This window comes from Mordavella massiliensis (assembly GCF_016902415.1).
GTDB classification, from domain to species: Bacteria; Bacillota; Clostridia; order Lachnospirales; family Lachnospiraceae; genus Merdimonas; species Merdimonas faecigallinarum.
Genome location: NZ_JACJLV010000006.1, coordinates 58,499 through 85,243, shown reverse-complemented (window position 1 = coordinate 85,243; position 26,745 = coordinate 58,499). Strand labels below are relative to the sequence as shown.

The following is a 26,745-nucleotide window of genomic DNA, read 5'->3' as shown; positions in this document are numbered from 1 at the left end:
TTAATAGTTTCTAGTCAACTCTATTTTACCATAAACCTTGAGGAGATATTTTATTTTGGCAACAAAAAATGCCGTATTTATGCGGCTTTTGGCGTTTCGCAAACGCCTAATAGCTAGAACGATAAAAGGAGAAGAGCCGGAAAACTGTAACAATCGTAAGGATGAATGTATTGAGTCTTCTGACGAAAGGTCAAGTGTGAAATGTGAAGAAAAGAAGAAGAGATATATTCTGAACAATACACGAAAAAAGCATATTGTATCTTACAAGATGGATGGAGGAATTATTTGTGTAGATGCGACAGTCCCGGCGCAGACTCCCAAATGTGATTATCTATATGTTGTAGAGGGCGAGAGGCCGGCAGCGATTCTGGTAGAATTAAAAGGTGTGGACGTAAGGAAAGCAATGGGACAAATAGATAGTACACTGATGCTGTTTCCCAAGTTTTTCAGATCTTGTTCTAATGTATATGGAAGGATTGTAGTATCATCGTCTATTCCTCGTCTTAAGGCAGAACCGTCTTATCTGAAACTTCAACGAAAACTGATGACTTCCTACGGAGGGAATCTGAAGATACAGGAGCGTCAATTGGAAGAGAAGGATACGGAGTTAGATAAAGTAAAGCCATAATCTATATGAATGATACGGAAGGAATGATTCGAAATGCCGGAAGGAACAATTAAAAAATCCAGAGAGTTGGAATTTGCTGTATTTTGTATTGAGAATGTTGCAAAAGAACTTGGCGTAAATGCGGAACGGGTATATCAGGCGTTTACCGGAGAAAGCAATATCCTGAAAGACTATATCATTCCGGAATACGATATCCTTCATACTCAGAGCAGGGAGTACATTGTGAGAGATATTCTTGATGTAATGAAAGAGAGAGGGGTGCATGTATGATTCTGTATCATGGTTCTTACATGGAAATTGCAGAGCCGGATCTGGTTCATTCCCGTACCAACGTAGACTTTGGTTGCGGATTTTATGTTACACCTCTGTATGAGCAAGCCGCAAAGTGGTGTGGTAAGTTTAGACGCCGCGGTAAAGAAGGGATTATTTCCTGTTATGCATTTGATGAAAGCTGTGAAGAGAATCTGAAAGTGCTGGAATTGGACTCCTATTCTGAAGAGTGGTTGGATTTTATCCTGAACTGTCGAAGAGAGAAAGATACTACCGGTTATGATCTTGTGATCGGAGGCGTGGCAAATGATAAGGTGTTTAATACCGTAGAGTTATTTTTTGACGGTCTGATTGATAAGACGGAAGCTCTTAACCGTCTGCGCTATGAAAAACCGAACTTGCAGTTTTGCTTTCGTACAGAAAAAGCTCTGAGTTGTTTGCGTTTTGAGGGGAGTGAAAGGGTATGAATGCGAATCCGATTTTACTTCAAAAAAAGTATAGCCGTGTCATTGAGTGTTTTGCCGGGAGAATGAATATCTCGCTGGATGATGCATTGGAATTCTTCTATCATTCTGAAGTCTATCAGTTGATGCGGGACGGGGTTTCTGATATGCATTGTATGAGTGACGAGTATCTGGCGGAAGAACTAAAACAGGAATATGAGACAAAGCAGGTTGTTAAATAATCGAATTGAGATAATGGAAAGCTATGAAAAAACCAGGTTATTATTCTTCCGGCGAGTTCGCCCGCATGGCGGGCGTGACGCTCCGGACGATACGTTACTATGACAAACAGAATATCTTAAAGCCCTCGCTTGTGACAGAAGCGGGGGCTCGTTTCTATACGGACGAGGATTTTGCAAGACTGCAGCAGATCCTTCTTTTGAAATATCTGGGATTCTCTCTGGATGATATCCGGGAGATGACAGTGGCGGATTCGGATTATCATTTTATGCTGAATTCCTTAAAGATCCAGAGGAAACTGGTACAGGACCGGATTGAGCAGATGCAGCTGGTGGAGCAGGCCATTAAGGATACGGCGGATGCCATCCAGGAGGAGCATACCATTGACTGGAGCCGGATGCTGAATCTGATCCATCTGACCGGTATGGAGCAGAGCCTGAAAAATCAGTATCAGAATGCTTCCAACATTTCCTCCCGGATCAGTCTTCACAGCCATTATGCCCAGAATCCGAAAGGGTGGTTTCCCTGGGTGTATGAGCAGTGTGAAATCCGGCTCGGCATGCAGATCCTGGAAGTGGGGTGTGGAGACGGGACGCTCTGGCTTCAGAACCGGGAGAACCTGCCGGCGGATGTGGAGATCCTGCTCTCTGACATTTCAGAAGGCATGCTGAGAGATGCCAGGCGTGCTCTTGGGACAGAGGACAAGAGGTTTGACTTCCAGGTGATGGATTGTCAGCAGATTCCATGTCCGGATGAGAGCTTTGATCTGGTAATCGCCGACCATGTGCTTTTTTACTGTGAGGATCCAGGAAAAGCAGTACGTGAGATCCGTAGAGTGTTAAAGCCTGGAGGGAAGCTGGTCTGCAGCACCTATGGGAACGACCATATGAAGGAGGTCAGTGAACTGGTGCAGGACTTTGATGAACATATCGTGCTGTCCGCAGATAAGCTTTACGAGCGGTTTGGCCGGGAGAATGGCAGGGATATCCTGAAGCCCTGTTTTGAAGATGTGGAGTGGTGGACTTACGAAGACTGCCTGATCGTGCCGGATCCGGAGCCGCTGATCTCTTATATCCTGTCCTGCCATGGCAACCAGGGACAGTATATTCCGGAGCGATACCGGGAGTTCTTTGCCTATGTGAAGAAGCGGACGAATGGAGGGCTGCGGATTACGAAGGATGCGGGGGTATTTATAGGTTATTGTTAGCATTATTGGTTTTTTGTGCAATCTGCCGAAAATGTTACAAATTGTTAAAAAGACTTGAAGGTGACCTAAGGTCACCTTTTATAATATCCCCAGACTGATAAAACGAGACGGAATTGGTACATACTAAGAAGAGAACATACAAAGGAGGCTTTCTATCTATGAAAGGCATTATCTTAGCAGGAGGATCCGGCACGCGTCTGTATCCTCTGACCATGGTAACATCCAAACAATTATTACCGATCTATGACAAACCGATGATCTATTATCCCATGTCAGTATTGATGAACGCAGGGATCCGCGACATCCTCATCATTTCTACCCCTCAGGATACGCCCAGGTTCCAGGAACTTCTGGGGGACGGCCATCAGTTTGGCGTGGATCTTTCCTATGCAGTACAGCCAAGCCCCGACGGACTGGCCCAGGCCTTCATCATTGGCGAGGAGTTCATCGGAGATGACTGTGTGGCCATGGTGCTGGGTGACAACATCTTTGCCGGCCACGGCCTGAAAAAGCGTCTGAAAGCGGCGGTAAAGAATGCAGAAGAAGGGAAAGGTGCCACTGTATTTGGTTATTATGTGGATGATCCGGAGCGGTTCGGCATCGTAGAATTCGACCACAGCGGCAAGGCCATCTCCATTGAGGAGAAGCCGGAACATCCCAAGAGCAATTACTGTGTGACCGGTCTTTACTTCTATGACAACCGGGTGGTCGAGTATGCCAAAGGCTTAAAGCCGGGCAAGCGTGGCGAGCTGGAGATCACAGACCTGAACCGGATCTATCTGGAAGACGAATCCCTCAACGTGGAACTTCTGGGTCAGGGCTTTACCTGGCTGGACACTGGAACTCATGAGAGTCTGGTAGACGCCACCAACTTTGTCAAGACCATGGAGACTCACCAGCACCGGAAGATCGCCTGCCTGGAAGAAATCGCCTACCTCAACGGCTGGATCAGCAAGGAAGCGGTGATGGATGTCTACGAGGTATTGAAGAAGAACCAGTACGGCCAGTACTTAAAGGACGTTGTAGACGGAAAATATCAGGAAAACTTATATTAATAACATAAAGGAGACCAAAATTATGACAATCATTGTAACCGGCGGCGCCGGATTTATCGGAAGCAACTTTGTATTTCACATGCTGGACAAGTACCCGGACTACCGGATCGTGTGCCTGGACTGCCTGACCTATGCAGGAAACTTATCTACCCTGGCGCCGGTGATGGACAATCCGAATTTCCGCTTTGTAAAGGAAAGCATTACCGACAGAGAAGCAGTGTATAAACTGTTTGAGGAAGAGCATCCGGATATGGTGGTGAACTTTGCTGCAGAAAGCCACGTGGACCGTTCTATTGAGAACCCGGAAGTCTTCCTGGATACTAACATCAAGGGAACGGCTGTCCTGATGGACGCCTGCAGAAAGTACGGCATTCAGAGATACCATCAGGTATCTACCGATGAAGTATATGGCGACCTGCCTCTGGACCGTCCGGACCTGTTCTTTACCGAGGAGACGCCGATCCACACCAGCAGCCCTTATAGTTCCTCCAAGGCTGCGGCCGATCTGCTGGTACTGGCTTACCACAGAACCTATGGCCTGCCGGTGACCATCAGCCGCTGCTCCAACAACTACGGACCCTATCACTTCCCGGAGAAGCTGATCCCGCTGATGATCGCCAATGCGTTAAATGACAAGCCGCTGCCGGTATACGGAAAAGGTGAGAATGTCCGCGACTGGCTGTATGTGGAAGACCACTGCAAGGCCATTGACCTGATTATCCACAAAGGACGCGTGGGAGAAGTTTATAATATCGGCGGACACAATGAGATGAAGAATATTGATATCGTAAAGATTATTTGTAAAGAGCTTGGCAAGCCGGAGAGCCTGATCACCTATGTGACAGACAGAAAAGGCCATGATATGCGTTATGCCATCGATCCCACCAAGATCCACAATGAACTGGGATGGCTGCCGGAGACCAAGTTTGCGGACGGTATCAAGAAGACCATTCAGTGGTATCTGGACAATAAGGAATGGTGGGAGACCATCATTTCCGGCGAGTATCAGAATTACTATGAGAAAATGTATGGAAACCGGTAAAGGAGAGTGAAGGTGGATGAAGGTTTTAGTAACAGGTGTGGCCGGTCAGCTGGGCCATGATGTGATGAATGAGCTGGCAGAGCGCGGGATCGAAGGGATCGGAAGCGACATCGCGCCGGAATACAGCGGGATAGCGGACGGAACAGCTGTGACTTCGATGCCCTATATCCAGATGGATATCACCGATGAGAAGGCTGTGTCTGCAAAGATCAAGGAAGTGCATCCGGATGTGGTCGTACACTGTGCGGCCTGGACGGCAGTGGATCTGGCAGAGGACGAGGACAAGGTGGCAAAGGTGCGTGCCATCAATGCGGACGGCACCCGGTATATCGCCAATGTCTGCAAAGAACTGGACTGCAAGATGGTTTATATCAGCACGGACTATGTGTTTGACGGCCAGGGAGAGACGCCCTGGGATCCGGACTGCAAGGATTACAAGCCTCTCAACGTCTACGGCGAGACTAAGCTGGAAGGCGAGCTGGCGGTGTCTGAGACGCTGGAGAAGTATTTTATCGTCCGGATCGCCTGGGTATTTGGTAAAAACGGCAAGAACTTTATTAAGACCATGCTGAATGTGGCAAAGACCCATGATAAGTTGACGGTGGTCAACGATCAGATCGGAACGCCCACCTATACCTTCGACTTGGCAAGGCTGCTGGTGGATATGATCGGAACCGAGAAATACGGCTACTATCATGCCACCAATGAGGGCGGCTATATCAGCTGGTATGATTTTACCAAGGAAATCTTCCGCCAGGCAGTGGAACTGGGCCACGAAGAGTACAGCGAGGACAGGGTCAGCGTTGCGCCGGTGACCACGGCAGAGTATGGAGTATCCAAGGCTGCAAGACCGTTTAACAGCCGCCTGGATAAGAGCAAGCTGGTGAAGAACGGATTTACTCCGCTGCCCACCTGGCAGGATGCGCTGAACAGGTATCTGAAGGAGATAGAATTTTAACAGAGTCTGCGGATGCAGGATTAGATAGGAGATAGAGAACATGGGACAGATCAAAGTAGAAAAAAATGTGGGCGGTATCGAAGGACTGTGCGTCATTGAGCCTGCGGTTCACGGAGATGCCAGAGGTTATTTTATGGAGACCTATAATCAGAAGGATATGGAAGAGGCGGGCCTTAATATGGTGTTTGTCCAGGACAATCAGTCCTGTTCCACCAAAGGCGTGCTCAGAGGACTGCATTTCCAGAAGGAATTTCCTCAGGGCAAGCTGGTCCGGGTGATCAAAGGTTCTGTCTTTGACGTGGCCGTAGACTTAAGAAGCGGAAGCGATACCTATGGCAAGTGGTTTGGCATCGAGCTGACCGAGGAGAACAAGAAACAGTTCTACATTCCCGAAGGCTTTGCCCACGGGTTCCTGGTGTTAAGTGACATCGCGGAGTTCTGCTACAAATGCACGGACTTCTATCATCCGGGAGACGAGGGCGGACTGGCCTGGAACGATCCGGAGATCGGCATCACCTGGCCGCAGCTTCAGGGAGAGTATCCGGGAAGCGCCTCAGCCGAAGGCTACACCCTGGAGGATGGAACGCCTCTCAACTTAAGCGACAAAGACCAGAAGTGGGCGGTGCTGAAAGAGACCTTCCATTTCGAATAAAAAATAAAGAGAGATACCCCGTGGGATTCCTGCGGGGTATTTTTTTCTTTTCTAGCAGGGGAAAATAGTGTATGATAAGGAAAGAAAAGGGAGGTTCTTTTTTATGGACAGATCCAGTGGTTACACAAGTTCACAGCAAAAAACGACTGTGTATCAGATCATGCACGGAGATACTCTGGCTGCCGTTCTGGACAGCCGGGGCAGGTGCCGGATCTGTGAGCCGCAGCTTCTTCCCTATTCCCTGTATCTGGAGGAGGCAGCAGAGGACTTTGATCTCTGCCTGCAGAATCTTTCTAATTTTTACTTCTGGTGTGCCTCCAGAGTATTGACGCTGGACCGGGTGTACGCAAAAGAGATTTTGAATAGCATCGGAGCGTCCCAGGGAACCACAGACCGGGAGCGGGCGCAGATTGCGTTGTCTTACCATTGCCTGAGCCTGGCTGATATTTTCTGGGTTCGAGAGGAAGGCGAAACGGTGACGTTTTCAGAACTCAATCTATATGAAAACTCCCTGAGTAATGCCTTTGTGGACGTGGCGCTTAAGGGGCGGCAGATGACCATAGAAAACCGCGATCTGATTGCGGATGACCTGTCTGTTTCCGGAATGTTTCCCAAAGCATGGGTCCGGGACGTGGATGGAATCTGGTTATTAAAAGACGGAGAAGAGGATGCGGTGGCGCGGGAGATCCTGGCAAGCCGGATCTGTTCCTGCTTTGCCTGCCATCAGGTTCGCTACGAGAGGGCGGAATATGAAGGGACGCCGGTTTCCAGATGCCGTCTGTTGACATCTTTGGAGTATGGCATTGTTACCAGAGAGGCTTTCGACATTTATGCGGCGAATCAGGAAATACAGCCACTTGATTATATTTTGCAATTAGATGGTTACGGGTATGATATGATGAATGTGGTGGATTATCTGGTGGGCAATACGGATCGTCACTGGGGAAACTGGGGGCTTTTGATCCGAAATGCTGACAACCGGCCTGTCAGGCTCCACGACCTGATGGATTTTAACCGGGCCTTTTCGGCTTATGATTCACTGGAGGGAGCCGGATGCCTGACCACGGAAAAGCCGGGGCAGATGAGCCAGCAGGAAGCAGCCGTACTGGCTGTGAAGAGAAGCGGTCTGAATCAGACGGCAGAGATCAGGGAAGAATGGTTTGTCGGAAGAGAAAAGGACTATGAAATGTTTCGGAGAAGATATGCGATTTTAAAACAGTTTTGTCAAAAATAATGGGAAAGAATGGAGAGGACCGGATGGATACCTATCAGATTAAATGGACAAAGATTATAAAGAAATTATCACCTTATAATATCAAAAAAGGCCTGCTGTATCTGAAGCACTTTGGGCCAAAGGAGTTCTGGATCCGGCTGACAGAGCGGTTTCAGGCGGATGATGTGGACTATGAAGAGTGGTATCGTAATCACAGGCCTACAAAAGAAGAACTGGAGCAGCAGAGGAAGGAGAAATTTTCCTATGAGCCGCTGATCAGCATTCTGGTACCGGTTTACCGCACGCCGGAGGAGTTTTTAATGCAGATGATCCAGTCTGTGCGCAGGCAGACCTATGGGAACTGGGAACTTTGCATTGCCAATGCGGATCCTTCTGACGAAAATGTAGTACGGATTTTAAAGACTGCTTCCAGGAAGGATGAAAGGATCCGGGTGACAGAAGTGCCGGAAAATGAAGGCATCGCCCAGAATACCAACGCGGCGCTTGCCATTGCAAAAGGAGCGTATATCGGTCTATTGGATCACGATGATCTGCTGACTGCAGACGCCCTGTATGAGGTGGTGAAAGCGTTAAATCAAAAGGAGCGTCCGGCTGTGATTTATTCCGATGAGGATAAGGTGACCACGGATTTGTCCGAACATTTCCAGCCCTTTATGAAGCCGGATTTTAACAAGGATCTTCTCCGGTCCAATAATTACATCTGCCATTTCTTTGTGGCGGAAAAGCAGCTGGTGGAAGAAGTGGGCGGTTTCCGGGGAGCTTTTAACGGAGCCCAGGATTATGACCTGATCCTCCGGTGTACGGAGAAAGCGGAGCATATCACTCACATCCCCAGAATCCTGTATCACTGGCGGGTGCACAAGGCTTCGACAGCAGATAACCCGGCCAGTAAGATGTATGCCTTTGATGCCGGAAAACGGGCCATCGAGGAACATCTGAAGCGGTGCGGCGAAACGGGTGTGGTTTCCCATACAAAGGACCTGGGATTTTACCGGGTGCAGTATCAGATGTCAGGAAATCCGCTGGTGTCTATCATTATTCCCAATAAGGATCACGTGGATATGCTGGACAAGTGTCTGCGGTCGATCCAAAAATCATCCTACCGGAATTATGAAGTCATCATTGTGGAAAATAACAGTGTGGAAGAGGCTACGTTTGATTATTATAAAAAAATAGCCTCCGATCGGATCCGGGTGGTATACTGGGAGGGCATTTTCAATTATTCTGCCATCAATAACTTTGGCGCGAAAGCTGCTCAGGGAGAATATCTTCTCCTTTTGAACAACGATGTGGAAGTGATCACGGAGAACTGGCTGGAAGAACTGCTTTCCAACTGTCAGAGACCGGACGTGGGGATCGTGGGCGCAAAGCTTTACTATCCGGACGATACAGTACAGCATGCCGGCATTATCATAGGCATCGGCGGGGTGGCAGGAAATGTGTTTGTAGGCCTTCCCCGTAAGTTTACGGGATATTTCCATAAGGCTTCCATTCAGCAGGATCTCTCCGCCGTTACGGCGGCCTGCATGATGGTGAAGCGTTCGGTATATGAGGAAATGGGCGGTCTGGAGGAAAAACTTCAAGTGGCCTTTAATGATGTGGACTTTTGTCTGCGGGTACGAAAAGCCGGGTATCTGGTGGTGTTTGATCCTTATGTGGAGCTTTATCACTATGAGTCTAAAACCAGAGGAGCGGAGAATACCAAAGAGAAGGTGCGCCGGTTCCAGACGGAGATTGAGTATATGCGAAGCCACTGGCTGGATCTTCTGAAAAAAGGAGATCCTATGTATAATCCCAATCTGACGCTGAGTAAATGGGATTATTCCCTGAAGAACAACAAACGGAGTTAAGACATGAAAGAAGTAACGGTTGTCATACCAAATTATAAAGGAGAAGCTTATCTGCGTCCCTGTGTGGAAAGCCTTTTGGCAGGCACGGGACTGGAGATGGATGTGATCATCGTCGATAATGGTTCCAGGGACGGGTGTGTGGAAGAGGTCCGCCGCCTGTATCCCCAGGTGGAGTGCGTGTGCATGGATCAGAATTATGGATTCTGCAAAGCCGTGAATATCGGGATCCGGAAAGCAGAGACGCCCTATGTGTTTTTGCTGAATAATGACACGTTGGTGTGTAAAGGCGCTGTAGAAGCTATGCTTGCCTCTGTGAAAAAAGACAGGCGGATCTTCTCTGTGGAAGCGAAGATGATCCAGTATCAGGACCGTACGAAGATCGACAGCGCGGGAACTTTTTACAACGCCTTTGGCTGGGCTTATGCACGGGGGAAGGACCGGCCGGCGGATCAGTACCGGAAAAGGGGACCTGTCTTTTCTGCCTGCGCAGGCGCCGCGATGTACCGGAGAGAGGTTTTTGAAGAAATCGGCTTGTTTGATGAAGAGCATTTTGCCTATCTGGAAGATGTGGACGTGGGCTACCGGGCCAGGATCGCCGGATACCGCAATGTCTATGAGCCGATGGCCCGGATCATCCATGTGGGAAGCGCTGCCAGCGGTTCCAGGCATAATGAGTTTAAAGTACGGCTGTCGGCCAGAAACAACCTGTATCTGATCTATAAAAACATGCCGGTTCTGCAGATATTGTTGAATCTGCCATTTTTGCTTGCGGGTTTTCTGATTAAGTATCTGTTCTTCCTGAAAAAAGGCCTGGGGGCAATTTATCTGAAAGGCTTAATGGAAGCTCCCAAATTGATGAAAAAGAAGAAAAAGGTTCTGTATCAAAAAGGTCATTTGAAAAATTATCTAAAAATACAGATGGAACTGTGGATCAACATTTTCCGCTTTTTTTCGTGAAAAACTTATTATTCTCTTAAAAATAATACAGAATGTAGTGTTTTTCTTGCGTATCAGCGCAAAATAATGTATGATAAATTGAGTATGTTACAAAAGTATTACGAAATCATTTCGGAGTTGATGAAGTTTTGATACGTGAAAATCAACCGCTTTTGAACCGGCTGCAGGTCGCGATAGACGGAATCGTGATCGTGATCTCCTATGTGCTGGCATGGTATCTGCGGTTTAAGAGCGGGATTTTTGAACTGGATCCCTGGTTTTTGTCGCTGCGGGCCTATATGATGGCCCTGGTGTTCATTGTGCCGGGATATCTGTTGTTATATTATATCTTTCAATTATATGTGCCGCGCCGGATGCGTGGAAGGAGACTGGAGGCGTGGAATGTCCTTCAGGCCAACACCATCGGCCTTCTGGCATTCATACTGATCCTGTATTTCCGCCATCAGTCGGATTTTTCACGATTGATGATTTTTATTTTCTACGCGTTAAACGTATTTCTGGAGGTGCTGGCCCGGAATCTGATCCGTATTGCCCTTCGGAAGATGCGGAGCAAAGGCTACAATCAGAAGCATGTGCTCCTGGTCGGGTACAGCCGTGCGGCGGAGGAGTATATTGACCGTGTCCGCCAGAATCCGGAGTGGGGGTACCAGATCCGGGGCATTCTTGCGGATAACGTGCCAAGAGCCACAGAATACAAAGGGGTAAAGGTGCTGGGACGGATTGACAATCTGGAGATCATTCTTCCTCAGAACCGTCTGGACGAAATTATTATCACCCTTGGCCTTGCGGAATATCACAAGCTGGAGCGCATTGTAAAGATGTGTGAGAAATCTGGCGTGCACACAAAATTCGTGCCGGATTACAACAAGGTGATCCCAAGCAGAGCCTATACAGAAGATATTCAGGGGCTTCCGGTGGTGAATATCCGCCGGGTGCCGTTAAATGATCCTCTGAACCGTTGGTTGAAGCGGATCGTAGACATTTTCGGAGCCATTGTGGCGATCATCTTATTTTCGCCGGTGATGCTGATCACAGCCATCGCCATTAAGGCAACGGCCCCCGGACCGCTGATCTTTGTGCAGGAGCGGGTGGGACTTCACAACCGGCCCTTTAAGATGTATAAATTCCGTTCCATGGTGGTTCAGAGCGAGGAGACGGAAAAAGGAGAATGGACCACTCAGAATGACCCAAGAGTCACACCGGTAGGAAAGTTTATCCGCCGAACCAGTATTGATGAACTTCCGCAGCTCTTCAATGTGCTCAAAGGAAATATGAGTCTGGTGGGACCAAGGCCGGAGAGGCCGCAGTTTGTGGAAAAGTTTAAGGAAGAGATTCCCAGGTATATGATCAAGCATCAGGTCAGGCCGGGTATCACCGGATGGGCCCAGGTCAACGGATATCGGGGAGACACTTCCATTTACAAACGAATTGAATACGATCTGTATTATATCGAGAACTGGACACTGGGACTGGATATAAAGATTATTATTCTGACATTTGTCAAAGGATTTATAAACAAGAACGCCTATTGATAAACCAAAGGGGAAGACATGACGAAAAGACGAAATAAAAGAGCAGAGCGGCTTGCGAAAGAAGAGAGAAAGAAGCGGCTGAAAAAGAGAAGACGCAGGAGAGCCCTGGTGCTGATCCTGGAACTTTTGATCCTGGCCGGTTTAAGTGTGGCTGCTTATGCGATCTTTAAGCTTGAAAAGATGGATCATACAGTGCTGGACATCGACACCAGCGGCTGGACCCAGGAAGGATATACTAATATCGCGCTGTTTGGAACCGACAGCAGGGGAGAAGGCGGAGAAGACGGCGGACCGGCCAGAAGTGATACGATCATTGTGGCCAGCCTGAATAATGAGACAAAAGAAGTAAAACTGGTTTCTGTTTACCGGGACACGATGCTTGGACAGGAAGGCCAGCATTACGATAAGGCAAATGTGGCCTATGCCCAGGGAGGACCGGAGGAAGCTGTGAATATGCTGAACCGGAACCTGGATCTGGATATCCAGGATTATGTCAGCGTGAACTTCCTGGCGCTGGCGGATGTGGTGGATCTGCTGGGCGGTCTGGAGATTGAGATGACGGAGGAAGAAGTGGTTCATATGAATAACTACTGTGTAGAGACTTCGGAAGTCACAGGAAAGTCTTACGAGAGGATTGAGCCGGAGGTGGCAGGCACCTATCATCTGAACGGAGTTCAGTCCGTATCCTATGCCCGGATCCGGTACACGGCCGGTGGCGACTTTACCAGAACGGAACGGCAGAGACTGGTGATTTCCAAGATCGTGGAGAAGGTCAAAGATGCGGGAATTATCAAGATGAACGAGATCATTGACGCGGTTCTGCCGGAAGTATCCACCAGCTTAAGCGGAACGGAGATCCTGCAGATGGCAGTGGGAGTCTTTGATTATACGTTGGGCGAGAGCAAGGGATTTCCTTTTGATTCGGCTACGCCCGAATCGGTTCCCGGCTATACGGGATCCTATGTGGTGCCAGTGGGACTGGAAAAGAATGTAAGAGAACTTCATCAGTTCCTGTTCCCGGATCAGCAGTATACGCCGACCGAGGATCTGGTATTTATCAGTGATAATATCGCCTATATCACAGGTATCTATCCGGAAGTAACGGAAGAAAGCACGGAGGAAACAGATGGATACTAATCCAAAGATTGATGTGGTGATCCCGGTATACCGGCCGGGGAAAGAATTCCATAAGCTGCTGGATCTTCTGGACCGGCAGACGGTTCCCGTCCGGACAGTATGGATCATGCATACCGAGGATGGAAGAGAACTGCCTTCCGGAGAATCGTATGGTTTTCGGTTGATGACAGAGGAACTTTTGCCGGAGGAATATGATCACGGCGGGACAAGGGACCGGGCGGTCAGAAAGTCGGATGCGGATATTGTGATCTGCATGACGCAGGACGCCCTGCCCTGTGACGGGACGCTGGTTGAAAATCTGATCCGGCCTCTGGGAAAAGACCAGGTGGCGGTTTCCTATGCCAGGCAGATGCCAAGAACAGAATGCCGGCTGTTGGAACGGTATACAAGAAGCTTTAATTATCCGGCTGCCAGCAGGCTGAAATCAGCGGCTGATCTTGAGATACTGGGAATCAAGACTTATTTCTGTTCGAATGTATGCGCCGCTTACAACCGGCAGATTTATGAAAAGCTGGGTGGCTTTGAAAAGAAGACAATCTTTAACGAAGATATGATTTACGCGGCAAAATGTATCCGGGAAGGATATTTTGTAGCCTATGAGGCGGATGCGAAGGTGATCCATTCTCATAATTATACAAGAAGAGAGCAGTTTTCCAGAAATTTTGATCTGGCAGTGTCGCAGGCGGAGCATCCGGAGATCTTTCAGAATGTAAAATCAGAAAAAGAAGGGATCCGGATGGTGCAAAAAGGGATCCGTTTTCTGATCCGGAATCATACTCCCTGGCTGATCATTTCCCTGATCCTGGATTCGGCTGCCAAATACACCGGATATCTGCTTGGGAAAAATTACAAAAGGCTGCCGGTGTGTCTTGTAAAATCTCTTAGCATGAATTCCAGGTACTGGGAATAGAAAAAGCAGGATTTTTGTTGAATTTTCGCGAAAAAAAGAGTATGATGATATACGTATGATTTCGTAAATTGTATGAGTTACAAAGGAAAGGAATAAGACCATGGCAAGAAAACCCCATTATCGAAGAGGGCGGAGAAGAAAAAGAGGCTTTGCTACCTGGTCATTAGGGAAAAAGATTGCTGTTATCTTGAGCTCGACGTTACTGGCAGTGTTGGCAATCGGTACGGTGATCCTGGCCAGCAAATTAAGTAAGATTGAGACAACCAAACTGGATGCAGAAAAGCTGAACATATCAGAAGAAGTAGAACATGAGACCGGATACGTCAATGTGGCGCTGTTTGGGCTGGATTCCAGGGAAAATGATCTGGGGAAGGGTAACCGGAGTGATACAATCATGATCGCCAGCCTGAACCGGGAGACCAAAGAGGTAAAACTGGTATCTGTGTTCCGTGACACGTTGCTGGAACTGGATGACGGAAGCTTTAATAAGGCAAATGCCGCGTATTCGTTCGGGGGACCGGAAGCAGCGGTATCCATGCTGAACCGGAATCTGGATATGAATATTGAAAAATATGTGACAGTAAACTTTAATGCGCTGGTAGATGTGATCGATGCGCTAGATGGTCTGGATCTCCATCTGACGGCGGAGGAAGTGGTTCACATGAATAACTACTGCGTGGAGACTTCTAAGGTAACGGGGGCAGATTACGAAAGGATTGAACCGGAAGTAGAGGGTGATTATCATCTGAATGGCGTACAGGCAGTTTCCTATGCCAGAATCCGGTATACGGCCGGTGGAGATTTCACCAGAGCGGAGCGTCAGCGGACCGTGCTACAGCTGATCGGGGAGAAAGCCCAGTCTATGAGCATTTCTTCCATCAATAAGATCATTGATAAAGTATTTCCGCAGATTTCTACAAACTTTACTCTGGCAGAAATGATCTCCTATGCGGCGGATCTGACAGAATACAAGGTGGGAGAGACCAAAGGCTTCCCGGAGGATAATACCACTGACACATTAAATGAAGTGGGAAGTGTGGTAATCCCTACCTCCTTAAGTGAGAGTGTGCAGGATCTTCATAACTTCCTGTTTGGAAATGACGGATATACGGTTTCCAGCACAGTGCAGGAGATTGAAAGCGGTATCAGCGTGCGGGCTGCAGACCGGGCGACCGGCGACAGTTACGTAGAGCCGGAAGAGACCTATGACTGGACCGGAGATACCGGCACCACCGGAACAACGGACTGGGGAACAGGTACAGGTACCGGCGGAACGGACTGGACTGGCGGTACCGGCGGAACGACCGACTGGGGAACCGGAACGGGAACCGGCGGCACGGGTACTGGAACCGGTAGTGGAACCGGCGGAACGGACTGGACCGGAGGCACTGGCGGAACCGATACCGGAGGCGGAACTGGCGGCACTGGAACCGGCACAGGAACGGGAACCGGAACCGGTACAGGAACTGGTGACGGAACTACACCGACCGGCTAGACGCCGGAGAACTCCAACAGAACAGATGCAAAAAGCGGCTGGTGCATAAAGCGTGTGCCGGCCGTGTATCATAGATAGAAAAAAAGAGGTAAAGCACATGAGAACATTAAGAAGAATCCTTGCGGCCCTGGCCGTTGTGTGTATGTTTGTCCCATGCATTTCCATGGTGTCCCATGCGGCGTCCGGCGAGCTGCGGTTTACAGATCCCTCTACCACGGTGGGGGCGGAAGTAGAAGTAACAGCGAAGTTTACAGCTCCGGTTCTGATCGATACGGTGGAAGCCACGCTGACCTATGATTCCAGCATGCTGAAATTCATCAGCGGAGACAGCGCCACCGGCGGAGACGGTACGGTGACCATCTCCGGAGACGGCGGCAGCTCTACAGAAGCATCCTTTAACCTGACCTTCCAGGCCTTAAAGGAAGGAACTGCAAATATTCAGGTATCCCAGTCTTCCGGTGTGGATGCAGTGGGGGATGCGTTGGATCTGACCAACGGCAGCTCTGCTGTGAGCATCGGCCCTGGCGACCCGTCTCTGATTGAAGAGGAAGAAGGCGAAACGGGAGCGGAGACCACCACATCCGGCGGACAGGTGGAAGTGGATGGCGTGCAGTACACCATCACCGGCGGATTTTCCGACGCGCTGATTCCGGCTGGATTTGTCAAAGGGGAGAAGCAGTTTGAGGGAGCCAACTGTGAAGTGGTGACCCAGGAAGCCAGCGGACGGTCTGCTTTTTATCTGACGCCTGTGGACGGCGGAGAAGCGGATTTCTTCTTATATGATGATGACAATGGCACATTTTCCCCGTTTGAATCCATAGAGATCGCACAGGACCGCTATATTGTGCTTTTACGGGACGATGGCGGTGTGAAGCTGCCGAGTGATTTCCAGGAGACGACGCTGACCCTGAATGGAAAAGAATTTCCTGCATGGCAGAATACGGAAAATGCCGATTATTATGTGGTGTACGCCCTGAATTCGGATGGAGAAAAGGGAATGTACCAGTATGATACGGTGGATAAGACTTACCAGAGATATGTGGAAAATGCACCGGCTGCCGCAGCAGACGACAAAAGCGACGCGCCCGGCGGACTCTGGGGAAAGATCTTAAGCTTTATCCAGGATTTTCTGGATATTATCGTGATCATTGCGCTGGCGGTATTCCTCCTGCTGGTGATCGTACTGATCGTGACGAGAGTCAAGCTTTATCACAGAGATGCAGAACTTGATGATCTTTATGACGAGTATGGCATTGATCTGGACGAAGATGAAAAAGATCAGAGAACTGCAAAGAACAGTGGAAAAGGCAAGAAAAAAGCGTCTGCCGTTAAGGGCGGACCGGCGGTGAGAAAGCCGGCCCAGACCGCGCAGATCGATCTGGATGAGGAAGACGACTTTGACGACTTCGATGAATACGAGGAAGAAGATTTCGACGATTACGGCACCATGGAAATGGACGACCTGGATGACTATGATTATGACGATGAGGAATATGACTACGACGAGGACGAGATCATCGATGACCTGGACGAGCTTTTAAGCAATCAGTCCAAAAAGAAGCGGGGACATATGGAACCGGACGATACCTTCAAGGTAGATATCATTGATCTGGATTAGGGATCTTTGGTAAAAATGCATAAAATATTTCCCAAAAGAGGGCGTGAAAACGTCCTCTTTTTTCTTTACAGATCGCGCTCTGTTTGCTAAAATAGCAGTTGATAGTGCAAAAATATCGGCTTTTTGTACAAATGAAAGGAGTATGCAAGAATGTGTGGAATTGTCGGATATATCGGAAATGAACAGGCTGCGCCCATCCTTCTGGACGGTCTTTCCAAACTGGAATACAGAGGTTATGATTCAGCGGGGATCGCCGTTTACAATGGAGAAGAGATTGACATGGTAAAGTCCAAGGGGCGGCTGAAAGTGCTTAGTGAACTGACTCATGGCGGGGAGACCCTTCCCGGAACCCTTGGCATCGGCCATACCCGCTGGGCAACCCATGGTTCGCCTTCGGATGTAAATGCTCACCCGCATTTTAACCAGGATAAGAGCATCGTGGTGGTCCACAACGGGATCATTGAAAATTATCTGAAGCTGAAAAAGAAGCTGGAGCGCCACGGGTATGTGTTTGTATCCGAGACGGATACGGAAGTGATCGCCCACCTGCTGGATTATTATTACAAGGGCAATCCCCTGGAGGCTGTGACAAAGATTATGCACCGGATGGAAGGCTCCTATGCGCTGGGGATCATTTTCAGGGATCACCCGGAAGAACTTTATGCCGTCCGCAAAGACAGCCCTCTGATCGTAGGACACACAAAAGGCGGCAGCATCCTGGCTTCCGATGTGCCGGCGGTCCTTCGGTACACCCGGGACGTGGTGTTTATTGAAAATGAAGAAATTGTCCGGATGACGACAGATTCCATGGAGTTCTTTACGGTAGACGAGGAACCTATTGAAAAGCAGGTGACGCATATCGACTGGGATGTAAACGCCGCGGAAAAGGGCGGTTATGAGCATTTCATGTTAAAAGAAATGTATGAACAGCCCAAAGCGATTACCGATACATTTTCGCCCAGGATCAAGAACGGGCAGATTGAGATCGAAGAACTGGGGATGTCCAACGAGGAGATCCGGCGGATCCGCAAGATCATGGTGGTCGCCTGCGGATCAGCGGCCCACGTGGGCCACACCAGCAAATACATTTTTGAAGGCCTGTCCCGGATCCAGGTGGATGTGGATCTTGCCAGCGAGTTCCGCTACCGGGATCCGATCCTGGACGACGGGACCCTGGTCATTGTCATCAGCCAGTCCGGAGAGACGGCCGATACACTGGCTGCCCTGCGGGAGTCCAAGAAACGGGGCGCCAGAGTGCTGGGGATCGTAAACGTAGTGGGCAGCTCCATTGCCAGAGAGGCAGACAACGTGATGTACACCTGGGCCGGGCCGGAGATTGCTGTGGCAACCACCAAGGCATATTCCGCGCAGCTCATCGCCGTATACCTGCTGGCCATGAAATTTGCTCATGTACGGGGAGAAATCAGCGACGAAGGCTTAAAAGAAATGCTGGATGACCTGCAGGCCCTGCCCGCACAGGTAGAAATGCTGCTAAACAACCAGGAAAATATCCAGCGGTTTGCCAACCGCTACCTGGCCGCAAAAGACGTCTTCTTCATCGGAAGAGGCGTAGACCAGGCCATTTCCATGGAAGGCTCCCTGAAACTCAAAGAGATCTCCTACATCCATTCCGAGGCCTACGCGGCAGGAGAACTCAAGCACGGCACCATCTCCCTCATCGAAGAAGGCACGCTGGTGGTCGCAGTACTGACCCAGGAGAACCTGTACAAAAAGATGATCAGCAACATGGTAGAAGTCCGCACCCGCGGAGCCTTCGTCATGGCAGTCACGGTAGAAGGCAACACCGAAGTGGAAAAGGCCGCAGATTATGTCATCTACATTCCGGAGACCAACAAATACTTCACAAACTCACTGGCCATCATACCACTGCAGCTGTTCGGGTATTACATCGCACTGGGACGCGGATGCGATGTGGATAAACCAAGAAATCTGGCAAAGTCCGTTACAGTAGAGTAATTGGGGACGGGGGATTTCCAGAAATCCCCCGTCCCCAATTACTCTTTTCCACAAAATTCTCCCAACCTTCTGAAAACATATCCACATTTTCCCCATTCGTCTATGAGTTCTCCCAGGTATTGTGTATTACTGGCTGAGGTGGTGTGGAGAAGTATGATGGCGCCGGGGTGGACGCGGCCGATGAGTTTGTCGAAGGTTTCTTCCCGGCTTGGCTGTGCGTCCTGCTGCCAGTCGACGTGCGCCAGGCTCCAGAAGATGGTGGAGTACCCGGCCTGGCGGGCCAGATCCAGGCTCTGGATGCTGTATTTGCCCTGGGGCGGGCGAAAATACGGGTCCAGCGGCCGGCCGGTGATCTTCTGGTAAGCGGCGGCGACGCTGTCCAGTTCTTCTTCAAACCGGGAGGGATCGGTGATGGCGGACATGTCCGGGTGGTGTTCGGTGTGGTTCCCGGCGGTGTGGCCTTCGTCTGCGATCCGTTTTGCCAGATCCGGGGCGGAGCGAAGGAAGTCTCCGGTGAGGAAAAAGGCGGCGGGTACGTTCTTTTCTTTTAAGGTGTCTAGGATTTTGGCGGTATTTCCGTTTTCATACCCGCAGTCAAAGGTGAGATATAAGACTTTCTCCTCGGTGTCCCGGGCGTAATAGGCGCTGTGCGCGGCCAGTTCTTCCAGAGTGTCTGTTCCCTGGGGGCGTTTCCCTTCCTCCTGATAGCTCAGGCCCCAGCTTTTGGAGGCGGAGGCATCTGCCTCATTTGCCGTGCCGGCTGTTTCGCTCGCCGCGCCGGCAGCCTCATTTGCCGTGCCGGCTGTTTCGCTCGATACGCCGGTTGTTTCGTTTCCGGCATTGTCGGATTCTCCTGCCTCAGAGGCTGTGGCCCGGGCCAGCAAAGTGCCGCCCAGGAAGCAGGCGGCGAAAAGCAGCAACAAAGAAAATATATGGGTCAGTTGTTTCCGGTGCATGGATGTTCGGCTCCCTTGATTCTTTTTCTATATATATGGCCGCCGGGTTGCAATCTTTCCATGAAAAGGGTAAAATGAACGAAGTTACTTGTTTGCGTGCATAGAGAGGAGTTTATCCGATGAATAAAAAGGAGAAATGGCTGCTGGGAACAGCGGGCGCGAGCCTTGGTTTCCTGGGTGTTCAGCTGGCGGTGTTCTGGATCCTGTTTCCGAATCCGAAGAAGCGCTGGGAGCAGGATACCTATGACTGCGCGCTGGTGTGCGGCTACCATGCCAAAGAGGACGGAAGTCCGACAGACGTTATGAAGAAGCGGGTGGAAAAGGCCGTAGAGCTTTGGAAGGAGCGCAAGGTCCGGTATCTTTTGCTGTCCGGAGGGGCGGTGGACAATCCGTATGTGGAAGCGGAAGTGATGAAAAAATATGCCCTGGAACTTGGCGTGCCAGAGCAGTATCTTGTCCTGGAGAAACGGGCCGACTGCACGTACCGCAACTTGAAATACGGGGCAGTGACCATGAAAAACTGCGGGTTTTCCGACTGCGCGGTGGTGACCAGCGGCTGGCATCTTCGAAAAGCCGATCATTATGCCAGAAGAGCGGGGCTTAGATATGTCATGGTAAAAGCAGACGAGCCGGAAAGCGAACGTCTGTGGACCACCCTAAAGCTCCACCTTTCCACGGCCTGGGTAATGTACCGCAATCTGTGGAAGGGCTACTATTAGGCGGATGCAAAAAAGGGCCCGTGCGGACCCTTTCGTTAATCGGTTAATTTGTATCCATAGCGGAATTTCCGGTAGATCTTCCAGATGATGACCGCCGGGAAGCTGACGAGCAGATAGAGGCTTGTGATCACCCCGGCGCCTCCGCCGATGACCATAAGTATCAGTAAGCCGATGTTGGTATCCATAAGTATGCCTCCTTCAAAATCAAAATCTAAACTTTATTTTAGGTGAGGCGGCGGGGAAAGGAAATGATTTCGCCCCGACCTTAGCATTTTTTTAGCAAAAGAGAAAGAGAGGAATGACCATGTTATTTGTCTGTTATCCCAAATGTTCCACCTGCAAAAAGGCGGAGAACTGGCTGAACGGCCAGGGGATCGATTATGAGAAGAGAGATATCAAACTGCAGAATCCGACGAAGGAGGAATTGAAGAAATGGCACGAAAAGAGCGGCCTTCCGCTGAAGCGTTTCTTTAATACCAGCGGAAATCTTTATAAGGAAATGCAGTTAAAGGACAAGCTTCCCAAGATGAGCGAGGAGGAGCAGTACGACCTGCTGGCGACGGACGGCATGCTGGTGAAGCGCCCCATCCTGGTGACAGAAGAACGGGTCCTGGTGGGATTCCGGGAGAAAGAATGGGAGCAGGGAGTGTAGGCAGATGAGCTGGATCGAGTTATTTCTGATAGCAACCGGGCTCTCCATGGACGCTTTTGCGGTGTCGATCTGCAAGGGCCTTGCCATGAAGCGCTGCACTCTGGGGAAGGCCGGGATCGTCGGCCTGTATTTTGGCGGATTCCAGGCTCTGATGCCTCTCATTGGATATTTCCTGGGCGTCCAGTTCCGGGATGTGATCACATCGGTGGATCACTGGATCGCATTTATCCTCCTTGGCGTTATCGGCGGAAATATGATCCGGGAAGCGCTTGGGCCGGAAGCGTGTGAGACGGCGGACGCCTCTCTGGATGTGCGAAACATGCTGGCCCTGGCGGTCGCCACCAGCATCGATGCCCTGGCGGTGGGCGTGACCTTCGCATTTTTGCAGGTCAACATCGTCCCGGCCGTCTGCTTTATCGGCGTGATCACATTTACTTTGTCCGCGGCAGGTGTTAAAATAGGAAATGTATTCGGGACGAGGTTTAAGGCAAAGGCAGAGCTGGCAGGAGGCGTGATCCTGATCATGATCGGGGCCAAGATCCTGCTGGAACATCTGGGAATTTTGCCATGGTAAAGGAACAGTCACAGAAAGAGTTTTGAATAGATAGAAGGAGGTTTTCACCGGATGAAATGGAATCAGTTCCGTCTCAAGACGACCACAGAAGCAGAAGATATTGTCAGCAGCATGCTGATGGATCTGGGGATCCAGGGCGTGCAGATCGAGGATAAGGTGCCGCTGACCGAACAGGATAAGGAGCAGATGTTTGTGGACATCCTGCCTCAGATCCCGGCGGATGACGGGGTGGCTTACCTGACCTTTTACCTGGAGGAAGAGGAAGATCCGGAAGCAGTGCTGGAAAGAATCCGCAGGGAACTGGAGGAGATGCGCTCCTATGTGGATGTGGGGGAATGCACCATCGAAGAGTCCCAGACCGAGGATGTGGACTGGGTCAACAACTGGAAAAAATATTTCCATCAGTTTTCCATTGACGACATTCTGGTGATCCCGTCCTGGGAGCAGGTGGAGGCAAAGGACAGCGACAAGATGGTGATCCATATTGATCCGGGCACGGCCTTTGGAACCGGCATGCATGAGACGACCCAGCTTTGTATCCGGCAGCTGCGCAAATATGTAAAACCCGGCGCGCAGATCCTGGATGTGGGCTGCGGAAGCGGCATCCTTGGCATGCTGGCGTTAAAGTTCGGCGCGGCTCATTCCGTGGGAACGGATCTGGATCCCTGCGCCATCGACGCCACCCATGAAAATATGAAGGCCAACGGCATCCGGGAGGACCAGTATGAGGTGATGATCGGAAATATCATTGACGACAAAGAAGTCCAGGACAAGGCCGGTTATGAGAAGTATGACATTGTGGCCGCCAATATCCTGGCGGACGTGCTGGTGCCGCTGACGCCGGTGATCCTTCATCAGCTGAAAAAGGGCGGGATCTATATTACCAGCGGGATTATTGATGACAAAGAAGAAACGGTGACAGAAGCAGTCCGGGCCGCCGGCATGGAGGTACTGGAAGTACATCATCAGGGCGAATGGGTGTCTGTAACTGCCAGAAAGCCGGAATAAGGAGAAGAAAATGCAGCGGTTTTTTGTGACGCCTGACCAGGTCGGGGAGGACAAGATCCGGATCCAGGGTTCGGACGTCAATCATATGAAAAATGTGCTCCGGATGCGACCGGGGGAAGAAGTGATGGTAAGCGACGGCAATAACCGCCAGTACCGCTGCCGGGTGGAGGACTATCCGGAAGGGGAGGCGGTCCTTGCCATCCTGGAGGCGGGCCTTGTGGATACGGAGCTTCCTTCCAGGATCTATCTCTTCCAGGGGCTTCCCAAGCAGGAAAAGATGGAACTGATCGTGCAAAAGGCGGTAGAGCTTGGCGTCTGCCAGGTGATCCCTGTACAGACCCGTCGCTGCGTGGTGAAGCTGGATGCGAAGAAGGCGGCAAAAAAGGTGCAGCGCTGGCAGCAGATTGCCGAAAGCGCGGCAAAGCAGGCCGGAAGAGGGTATATCCCTGTGGTCTCGGAGGTAATGACCTTCCAGGAGGCTCTGGCATTTTCAGAAACGCTGGATATCCGGCTGATCCCTTATGAACTGGCGGACGGCATGGATGGGACCAGAAAGATCCTGGACGGGATCCGGCCCGGGCAGTCGGTGGGGATCTTCATCGGCCCGGAGGGCGGTTTTGAAAAAGAGGAAGTGGGTCGAGCCGTGGAAGCGGGAGCCCTGCCCATTACCCTTGGGAAGCGGATCCTGCGCACAGAGACGGCGGGGATCGCGGTGCTTTCGATCCTGATGTACCGGCTGGAGAAGCCCTTTTAACCTCTGTATCATATAGTATAGTAAGGAATATTTTGAGCAGGAAGTGAAAACATGAAAGAAATATATCTGGACAATTCCGCGACGACCATGGCGTATCCGGAAGTGGGAGACCTGGTCCGCAAGGTGATGTGCGAGGACTATGGCAACCCATCTTCCATGCATGCCAAAGGCGTGGCCGCGGAGCGTTATGTGAAAGAAGCAAAAGAACGGCTGGCAAAGCTTCTGAAGGTGCAGGAAAAGGAGATCTTTTTTACCTCCGGCGGAACAGAGAGCGATAATCTGGCGCTGATCGGATGCGCCAGGGCGAACTGGCGGCGGGGGAATCACCTGATCACCACCGGCATCGAACATCCGGCGGTTTTAAATACCATGCGGTATCTGGAGGAAGAAGGATACCGGGTGACGTTTCTGCCGGTAGACAGCAGCGGGCGGGCAAGCCTGGAGGCGTTAAAGGAAGCACTTTGTCCGGAGACTATCCTGGTGTCTATGATGTATGTGAATAATGAGGTGGGCTCCGTGCAGCCGGTGCAGGAGGCGGCCAGTCTGGTGAAAGCCTATGACCAGAACATTTTATTTCACGTGGACGCTGTACAGGGATTTGGGAAATACCGGATCTATCCGAAACGGATCAAGGTGGATCTTCTGTCCTTAAGCGGCCATAAGATCCACGGGCCAAAGGGGATCGGCGCGCTCTATATCGGAGAGCATGTGAAGATCCAGCCTATCGTGTTCGGCGGAGAACAGCAGAAGAATATCCGTTCCGGTACGGAAAATGTGCCGGGGATCGCAGGACTTGGCCTTGCGGCAAAGATGATCTACCAGGATCTGGATGAAAAGGTAGAGAGAATGCGGAACTTAAAGCAGAGTTTTGTGGAAGGTGTAGGAGAGATCCCGGATACTGTGGTCCACGGGCTCTGTGACGAGACCAGCGCGCCCCACATTGTCAGCGTGGGATTTGCGGGGATCCGAAGCGAGGTGCTGCTTCACGCGCTGGAAGAAAAAGGGATCTATGTGTCCAGCGGTTCAGCCTGCGCCTCCAACCATCCGCAGATCAGCGGCGTATTAAGAGGCATCGGCGCCGGACGGGAGTTTTTGGACGCCACGCTTCGCTTCAGTATGTCGGAATTTACCACGGCCGAGGAGATTGACGAGACGCTTCGGACACTATATAATATAGTACCGATGCTTCGGAGATATACCAGAAGATAATCTGAGAAATAGAACAAGTGAAGGAGATTCTTACAGATGAGATTTCACACATTTTTGTTAAAATACGGCGAGATCGGGATCAAGGGAAAGAACCGGTATCTTTTTGAGGACGCTCTGGTGCGCCAGGTGCGCCGCGCGCTGGAACCGGTGGACGGAGAGTTTCAGGTGTATAAGTCCCAGGCCCGGATCTACGTGGACTGTGAAGGCGATTATGATTATGAGGACGCAGTGGAGCATTTAAAGCGGGTGTTTGGCCTGGTGGGGATCTGCCCGGTGGTGCGTCTGGAAGATCAGGGCTTTGACCAGCTGAAAAAGGATGTTGTGGCGTACATGGATGAAATGTACCCGGATAAAAAGTTTACCTTCAAGGTGGAGTCCAGGCGGGCGAAGAAGTCCTATCCCATGAATTCCATGGAGATCAGCCGGGATCTGGGAGAGGCTATCTTAGAGGCGTTCCCCGAGATCCGGGTGGATGTGCATCATCCGGATGTACAGGTGAATATAGAGGTGAGAAATCAGATCTACGTATATTCCCAGATCATTCCCGGAGCCGGCGGCATGCCGGTGGGGACCAATGGCAAGGCCATGCTCCTTTTATCCGGAGGGATCGACAGTCCGGTGGCGGGCTATATGATCTCCAAGCGGGGCGTCGGCCTGGAGGCCGCATATTTTCACGCGCCGCCCTATACCAGCGAGCGGGCCAAGCAAAAGGTGGTGGATCTGGCAAAGATCGTGTCCAGATACGCAGGACCTATCCGTCTGCATGTGGTGAATTTCACGGATATCCAGCTTTATATCTATGACCAGTGCCCCCATGATGAACTGACCATCATCATGCGCCGCTATATGATGCGGATCGCAGAGCATTTCGCGAGAAAAGACGGGTGTCTGGGCCTGATCACAGGGGAGAGCATCGGCCAGGTGGCCAGCCAGACCATGCAGAGCCTGGCTGCGACCAACGACGTATGTACGCTGCCTGTGTACCGTCCGGTGATCGGATACGATAAGCAGGAGATCGTAAATATTTCGGAAAAGATCGGAACCTTTGAGACTTCCATCCAGCCCTTTGAGGATTGCTGTACCATTTTCGTGGCAAAACATCCGGTGACCAAGCCGAACCTGGGTGTGATCCGCCGGTCAGAAGAGAAGCTGGCGGAAAAGATCGACGAACTGGTGAAAGAGGCCATTGATTCCGCAGAGATCATAGAAGTGGAAGAATAAAAGCAGACGAGAAACAAAAAGTAAAAAGGTCAGGCTCCGGTAACCGGGCCTGACCAATCTGTATGATCTTCTATGATTCGCAGATATAAGGGGTAAGTACTTCCAGGATCTTATCCACATCAGCGCCGTTGTCCGCATGGATGTTCAGGTCGATGGGTTTGGAGAGATCCAGGCTGAAGATACCCATGATGGATTTTGCATCGATAACGTATCTTCCGGATACCAGATCAAAATCATAATCAAACTTGGTGATCTCATTTACGAATGACTTTACTTTATCGATGGAATTTAAGGAAATTTGTACTGTTTTCATTGGATGAATCCTCCTTATATTTCATATATTATTCGCTTCTATAACCATCTTAAGAGCAAGATATGGAAAAGTCAAGGAAGATTTTGTTAAAATCAGGTGATGGAAAGAGTAACGACAGTAGGAAAGGACAGAAA

Annotated in this window: 28 protein-coding genes; 25 read left to right on the top strand and 3 right to left on the bottom strand. The window is 50.4% G+C overall.

The window, feature by feature from the left end; genetic code table 11:
• The first annotated feature begins 55 nt into the window (after positions 1 to 55).
• From H6A13_RS03210 to glmS, 18 genes are all read left to right on the top strand, one after another.
• A complete protein-coding gene (locus H6A13_RS03210; RefSeq protein WP_204908183.1) occupies positions 56 to 628 on the top strand; it encodes a hypothetical protein in 573 nt (190 codons plus the stop codon).
• Positions 629 to 661: 33 nt separating this feature from the next.
• On the top strand, positions 662 to 898 hold the full coding sequence (locus H6A13_RS03205) for a DUF3791 domain-containing protein (protein WP_204908182.1): 237 nt from the start codon (positions 662 to 664) through the stop codon (positions 896 to 898).
• Positions 895 to 1,365, top strand: a complete 471-nt coding sequence (locus tag H6A13_RS03200) for a DUF3990 domain-containing protein (RefSeq protein ID WP_204908181.1) — start codon at positions 895 to 897, stop codon at positions 1,363 to 1,365. Before H6A13_RS03205 ends, H6A13_RS03200 begins: the two co-directional genes overlap by 4 nt.
• Positions 1,362 to 1,583: a DUF3791 domain-containing protein gene (locus tag H6A13_RS03195; protein ID WP_204908180.1), complete on the top strand. Its 222-nt coding sequence runs from the start codon at positions 1,362 to 1,364 to the stop codon at positions 1,581 to 1,583. The genes H6A13_RS03200 and H6A13_RS03195 overlap by 4 nt, the downstream gene beginning before the upstream one ends.
• 23 nt (positions 1,584 to 1,606) lie before the next feature.
• Positions 1,607 to 2,788 carry a MerR family transcriptional regulator gene (locus H6A13_RS03190; protein WP_204908179.1) on the top strand — a complete coding sequence of 394 codons (1,182 nt, stop codon included), beginning with the start codon at positions 1,607 to 1,609 and terminating at the stop codon, positions 2,786 to 2,788.
• A 158-nt stretch (positions 2,789 to 2,946) separates the two neighbouring features.
• Positions 2,947 to 3,843: a glucose-1-phosphate thymidylyltransferase RfbA gene (gene rfbA, locus H6A13_RS03185; protein ID WP_204908178.1), complete on the top strand. Its 897-nt coding sequence runs from the start codon at positions 2,947 to 2,949 to the stop codon at positions 3,841 to 3,843.
• Positions 3,844 to 3,865: 22 nt separating this feature from the next.
• Complete coding sequence (gene rfbB, locus H6A13_RS03180; RefSeq protein WP_204908177.1) at positions 3,866 to 4,885, top strand: dTDP-glucose 4,6-dehydratase; 1,020 nt, start codon at positions 3,866 to 3,868, stop codon at positions 4,883 to 4,885.
• A gap of 16 nt (positions 4,886 to 4,901) precedes the next feature.
• Positions 4,902 to 5,843, top strand: coding sequence for a dTDP-4-dehydrorhamnose reductase (rfbD, locus tag H6A13_RS03175; protein ID WP_204908176.1), 942 nt, complete (start codon positions 4,902 to 4,904; stop codon positions 5,841 to 5,843).
• Between the two features lie 40 nt (positions 5,844 to 5,883).
• The gene (rfbC, locus tag H6A13_RS03170) at positions 5,884 to 6,495 is read left to right on the top strand and encodes a dTDP-4-dehydrorhamnose 3,5-epimerase (protein WP_204908175.1); all 612 of its coding nucleotides are present in this window, start codon (positions 5,884 to 5,886) and stop codon (positions 6,493 to 6,495) included.
• Between the two features lie 103 nt (positions 6,496 to 6,598).
• The gene (locus tag H6A13_RS03165; RefSeq protein ID WP_204908174.1) at positions 6,599 to 7,729 is read left to right on the top strand and encodes a hypothetical protein; all 1,131 of its coding nucleotides are present in this window, start codon (positions 6,599 to 6,601) and stop codon (positions 7,727 to 7,729) included.
• 23 nt (positions 7,730 to 7,752) lie between these two features.
• A complete protein-coding gene (locus H6A13_RS03160) occupies positions 7,753 to 9,579 on the top strand; it encodes a glycosyltransferase family 2 protein (RefSeq protein WP_204908173.1) in 1,827 nt (608 codons plus the stop codon).
• Positions 9,580 to 9,582: 3 nt separating this feature from the next.
• Positions 9,583 to 10,536 carry a glycosyltransferase family 2 protein gene (locus tag H6A13_RS03155; protein WP_204908172.1) on the top strand — a complete coding sequence of 318 codons (954 nt, stop codon included), beginning with the start codon at positions 9,583 to 9,585 and terminating at the stop codon, positions 10,534 to 10,536.
• A 128-nt stretch (positions 10,537 to 10,664) separates the two neighbouring features.
• Positions 10,665 to 12,068 (top strand): undecaprenyl-phosphate glucose phosphotransferase, encoded by a 1,404-nt coding sequence (locus H6A13_RS03150; RefSeq protein WP_204908171.1) that lies wholly within the window; start codon positions 10,665 to 10,667, stop codon positions 12,066 to 12,068.
• Between the two features lie 18 nt (positions 12,069 to 12,086).
• Positions 12,087 to 13,205, top strand: coding sequence for an LCP family protein (locus H6A13_RS03145; RefSeq protein WP_204908170.1), 1,119 nt, complete (start codon positions 12,087 to 12,089; stop codon positions 13,203 to 13,205).
• Complete coding sequence (locus H6A13_RS03140; protein ID WP_204908169.1) at positions 13,195 to 14,115, top strand: glycosyltransferase family 2 protein; 921 nt, start codon at positions 13,195 to 13,197, stop codon at positions 14,113 to 14,115. The genes H6A13_RS03145 and H6A13_RS03140 overlap by 11 nt, the downstream gene beginning before the upstream one ends.
• 100 nt (positions 14,116 to 14,215) lie before the next feature.
• Positions 14,216 to 15,610, top strand: coding sequence for an LCP family protein (locus H6A13_RS03135; protein ID WP_204908168.1), 1,395 nt, complete (start codon positions 14,216 to 14,218; stop codon positions 15,608 to 15,610).
• A 97-nt stretch (positions 15,611 to 15,707) separates the two neighbouring features.
• Positions 15,708 to 17,228, top strand: coding sequence for a cohesin domain-containing protein (locus H6A13_RS03130; RefSeq protein ID WP_204908167.1), 1,521 nt, complete (start codon positions 15,708 to 15,710; stop codon positions 17,226 to 17,228).
• Between the two features lie 150 nt (positions 17,229 to 17,378).
• Positions 17,379 to 19,205 carry a glutamine--fructose-6-phosphate transaminase (isomerizing) gene (gene glmS, locus H6A13_RS03125; protein WP_204908166.1) on the top strand — a complete coding sequence of 609 codons (1,827 nt, stop codon included), beginning with the start codon at positions 17,379 to 17,381 and terminating at the stop codon, positions 19,203 to 19,205.
• Between the two features lie 38 nt (positions 19,206 to 19,243).
• Here the strand turns inward: glmS and H6A13_RS03120 are convergent, their stop codons facing one another.
• Positions 19,244 to 20,161, bottom strand: a complete 918-nt coding sequence (locus H6A13_RS03120; RefSeq protein WP_204908165.1) for a polysaccharide deacetylase family protein — start codon at positions 20,159 to 20,161, stop codon at positions 19,244 to 19,246.
• Positions 20,162 to 20,280: 119 nt separating this feature from the next.
• Between H6A13_RS03120 and H6A13_RS03115 the strand changes: the two genes are divergently transcribed.
• Positions 20,281 to 20,880 carry a YdcF family protein gene (locus H6A13_RS03115; protein ID WP_204908164.1) on the top strand — a complete coding sequence of 200 codons (600 nt, stop codon included), beginning with the start codon at positions 20,281 to 20,283 and terminating at the stop codon, positions 20,878 to 20,880.
• Positions 20,881 to 20,915: 35 nt separating this feature from the next.
• On the opposite strand, the gene H6A13_RS03110 is transcribed toward H6A13_RS03115, so the two are convergent.
• On the bottom strand, positions 20,916 to 21,065 hold the full coding sequence (locus tag H6A13_RS03110) for a hypothetical protein (RefSeq protein WP_204908163.1): 150 nt from the start codon (positions 21,063 to 21,065) through the stop codon (positions 20,916 to 20,918).
• A 119-nt stretch (positions 21,066 to 21,184) separates the two neighbouring features.
• Here H6A13_RS03110 and H6A13_RS03105 point away from each other — a divergent pair, with 119 nt between their 5' ends.
• The 6 genes from H6A13_RS03105 to thiI are packed head-to-tail and all read left to right on the top strand — an operon-like array spanning position 21,185 to position 26,298.
• A complete protein-coding gene (locus tag H6A13_RS03105; RefSeq protein ID WP_204908191.1) occupies positions 21,185 to 21,532 on the top strand; it encodes an arsenate reductase family protein in 348 nt (115 codons plus the stop codon).
• Between the two features lie 4 nt (positions 21,533 to 21,536).
• A complete protein-coding gene (locus tag H6A13_RS03100) occupies positions 21,537 to 22,106 on the top strand; it encodes a manganese efflux pump MntP (protein WP_204908162.1) in 570 nt (189 codons plus the stop codon).
• A gap of 51 nt (positions 22,107 to 22,157) precedes the next feature.
• Positions 22,158 to 23,114: a 50S ribosomal protein L11 methyltransferase gene (gene prmA / locus H6A13_RS03095; protein ID WP_204908161.1), complete on the top strand. Its 957-nt coding sequence runs from the start codon at positions 22,158 to 22,160 to the stop codon at positions 23,112 to 23,114.
• 10 nt (positions 23,115 to 23,124) lie between these two features.
• Complete coding sequence (locus H6A13_RS03090) at positions 23,125 to 23,868, top strand: 16S rRNA (uracil(1498)-N(3))-methyltransferase (protein ID WP_204908160.1); 744 nt, start codon at positions 23,125 to 23,127, stop codon at positions 23,866 to 23,868.
• Positions 23,869 to 23,919: 51 nt separating this feature from the next.
• Positions 23,920 to 25,077 carry a cysteine desulfurase family protein gene (locus tag H6A13_RS03085; RefSeq protein ID WP_204908159.1) on the top strand — a complete coding sequence of 386 codons (1,158 nt, stop codon included), beginning with the start codon at positions 23,920 to 23,922 and terminating at the stop codon, positions 25,075 to 25,077.
• A 36-nt stretch (positions 25,078 to 25,113) separates the two neighbouring features.
• Positions 25,114 to 26,298, top strand: a complete 1,185-nt coding sequence (gene thiI / locus H6A13_RS03080; RefSeq protein WP_204908158.1) for a tRNA uracil 4-sulfurtransferase ThiI — start codon at positions 25,114 to 25,116, stop codon at positions 26,296 to 26,298.
• A 70-nt stretch (positions 26,299 to 26,368) separates the two neighbouring features.
• Here the strand turns inward: thiI and H6A13_RS03075 are convergent, their stop codons facing one another.
• Positions 26,369 to 26,611, bottom strand: coding sequence for an HPr family phosphocarrier protein (locus tag H6A13_RS03075; protein WP_204908157.1), 243 nt, complete (start codon positions 26,609 to 26,611; stop codon positions 26,369 to 26,371).
• Positions 26,612 to 26,745: the final 134 nt, after the last annotated feature.

Coding starts and splice junctions, on each gene's coding strand:
- H6A13_RS03110 (WP_204908163.1), bottom strand. CDS start 21,065: ATGGATACCAACATCGGCTTACTGATACTTATGGTCATCGGCGGAGGC.
- rfbB (WP_204908177.1), top strand. CDS start 3,866: ATGACAATCATTGTAACCGGCGGCGCCGGATTTATCGGAAGCAACTTT.
- H6A13_RS03105 (WP_204908191.1), top strand. CDS start 21,185: ATGTTATTTGTCTGTTATCCCAAATGTTCCACCTGCAAAAAGGCGGAG.
- H6A13_RS03085 (WP_204908159.1), top strand. CDS start 23,920: ATGAAAGAAATATATCTGGACAATTCCGCGACGACCATGGCGTATCCG.
- rfbD (WP_204908176.1), top strand. CDS start 4,902: ATGAAGGTTTTAGTAACAGGTGTGGCCGGTCAGCTGGGCCATGATGTG.
- H6A13_RS03165 (WP_204908174.1), top strand. CDS start 6,599: ATGGACAGATCCAGTGGTTACACAAGTTCACAGCAAAAAACGACTGTG.
- H6A13_RS03190 (WP_204908179.1), top strand. CDS start 1,607: ATGAAAAAACCAGGTTATTATTCTTCCGGCGAGTTCGCCCGCATGGCG.
- thiI (WP_204908158.1), top strand. CDS start 25,114: ATGAGATTTCACACATTTTTGTTAAAATACGGCGAGATCGGGATCAAG.
- H6A13_RS03160 (WP_204908173.1), top strand. CDS start 7,753: ATGGATACCTATCAGATTAAATGGACAAAGATTATAAAGAAATTATCA.
- H6A13_RS03075 (WP_204908157.1), bottom strand. CDS start 26,611: ATGAAAACAGTACAAATTTCCTTAAATTCCATCGATAAAGTAAAGTCA.
- H6A13_RS03155 (WP_204908172.1), top strand. CDS start 9,583: ATGAAAGAAGTAACGGTTGTCATACCAAATTATAAAGGAGAAGCTTAT.
- rfbC (WP_204908175.1), top strand. CDS start 5,884: ATGGGACAGATCAAAGTAGAAAAAAATGTGGGCGGTATCGAAGGACTG.
- glmS (WP_204908166.1), top strand. CDS start 17,379: ATGTGTGGAATTGTCGGATATATCGGAAATGAACAGGCTGCGCCCATC.
- H6A13_RS03090 (WP_204908160.1), top strand. CDS start 23,125: ATGCAGCGGTTTTTTGTGACGCCTGACCAGGTCGGGGAGGACAAGATC.
- H6A13_RS03145 (WP_204908170.1), top strand. CDS start 12,087: ATGACGAAAAGACGAAATAAAAGAGCAGAGCGGCTTGCGAAAGAAGAG.
- H6A13_RS03120 (WP_204908165.1), bottom strand. CDS start 20,161: ATGCACCGGAAACAACTGACCCATATATTTTCTTTGTTGCTGCTTTTC.
- H6A13_RS03100 (WP_204908162.1), top strand. CDS start 21,537: ATGAGCTGGATCGAGTTATTTCTGATAGCAACCGGGCTCTCCATGGAC.
- H6A13_RS03135 (WP_204908168.1), top strand. CDS start 14,216: ATGGCAAGAAAACCCCATTATCGAAGAGGGCGGAGAAGAAAAAGAGGC.
- H6A13_RS03115 (WP_204908164.1), top strand. CDS start 20,281: ATGAATAAAAAGGAGAAATGGCTGCTGGGAACAGCGGGCGCGAGCCTT.
- H6A13_RS03205 (WP_204908182.1), top strand. CDS start 662: ATGCCGGAAGGAACAATTAAAAAATCCAGAGAGTTGGAATTTGCTGTA.
- H6A13_RS03195 (WP_204908180.1), top strand. CDS start 1,362: ATGAATGCGAATCCGATTTTACTTCAAAAAAAGTATAGCCGTGTCATT.
- H6A13_RS03200 (WP_204908181.1), top strand. CDS start 895: ATGATTCTGTATCATGGTTCTTACATGGAAATTGCAGAGCCGGATCTG.
- H6A13_RS03140 (WP_204908169.1), top strand. CDS start 13,195: ATGGATACTAATCCAAAGATTGATGTGGTGATCCCGGTATACCGGCCG.
- rfbA (WP_204908178.1), top strand. CDS start 2,947: ATGAAAGGCATTATCTTAGCAGGAGGATCCGGCACGCGTCTGTATCCT.
- prmA (WP_204908161.1), top strand. CDS start 22,158: ATGAAATGGAATCAGTTCCGTCTCAAGACGACCACAGAAGCAGAAGAT.
- H6A13_RS03130 (WP_204908167.1), top strand. CDS start 15,708: ATGAGAACATTAAGAAGAATCCTTGCGGCCCTGGCCGTTGTGTGTATG.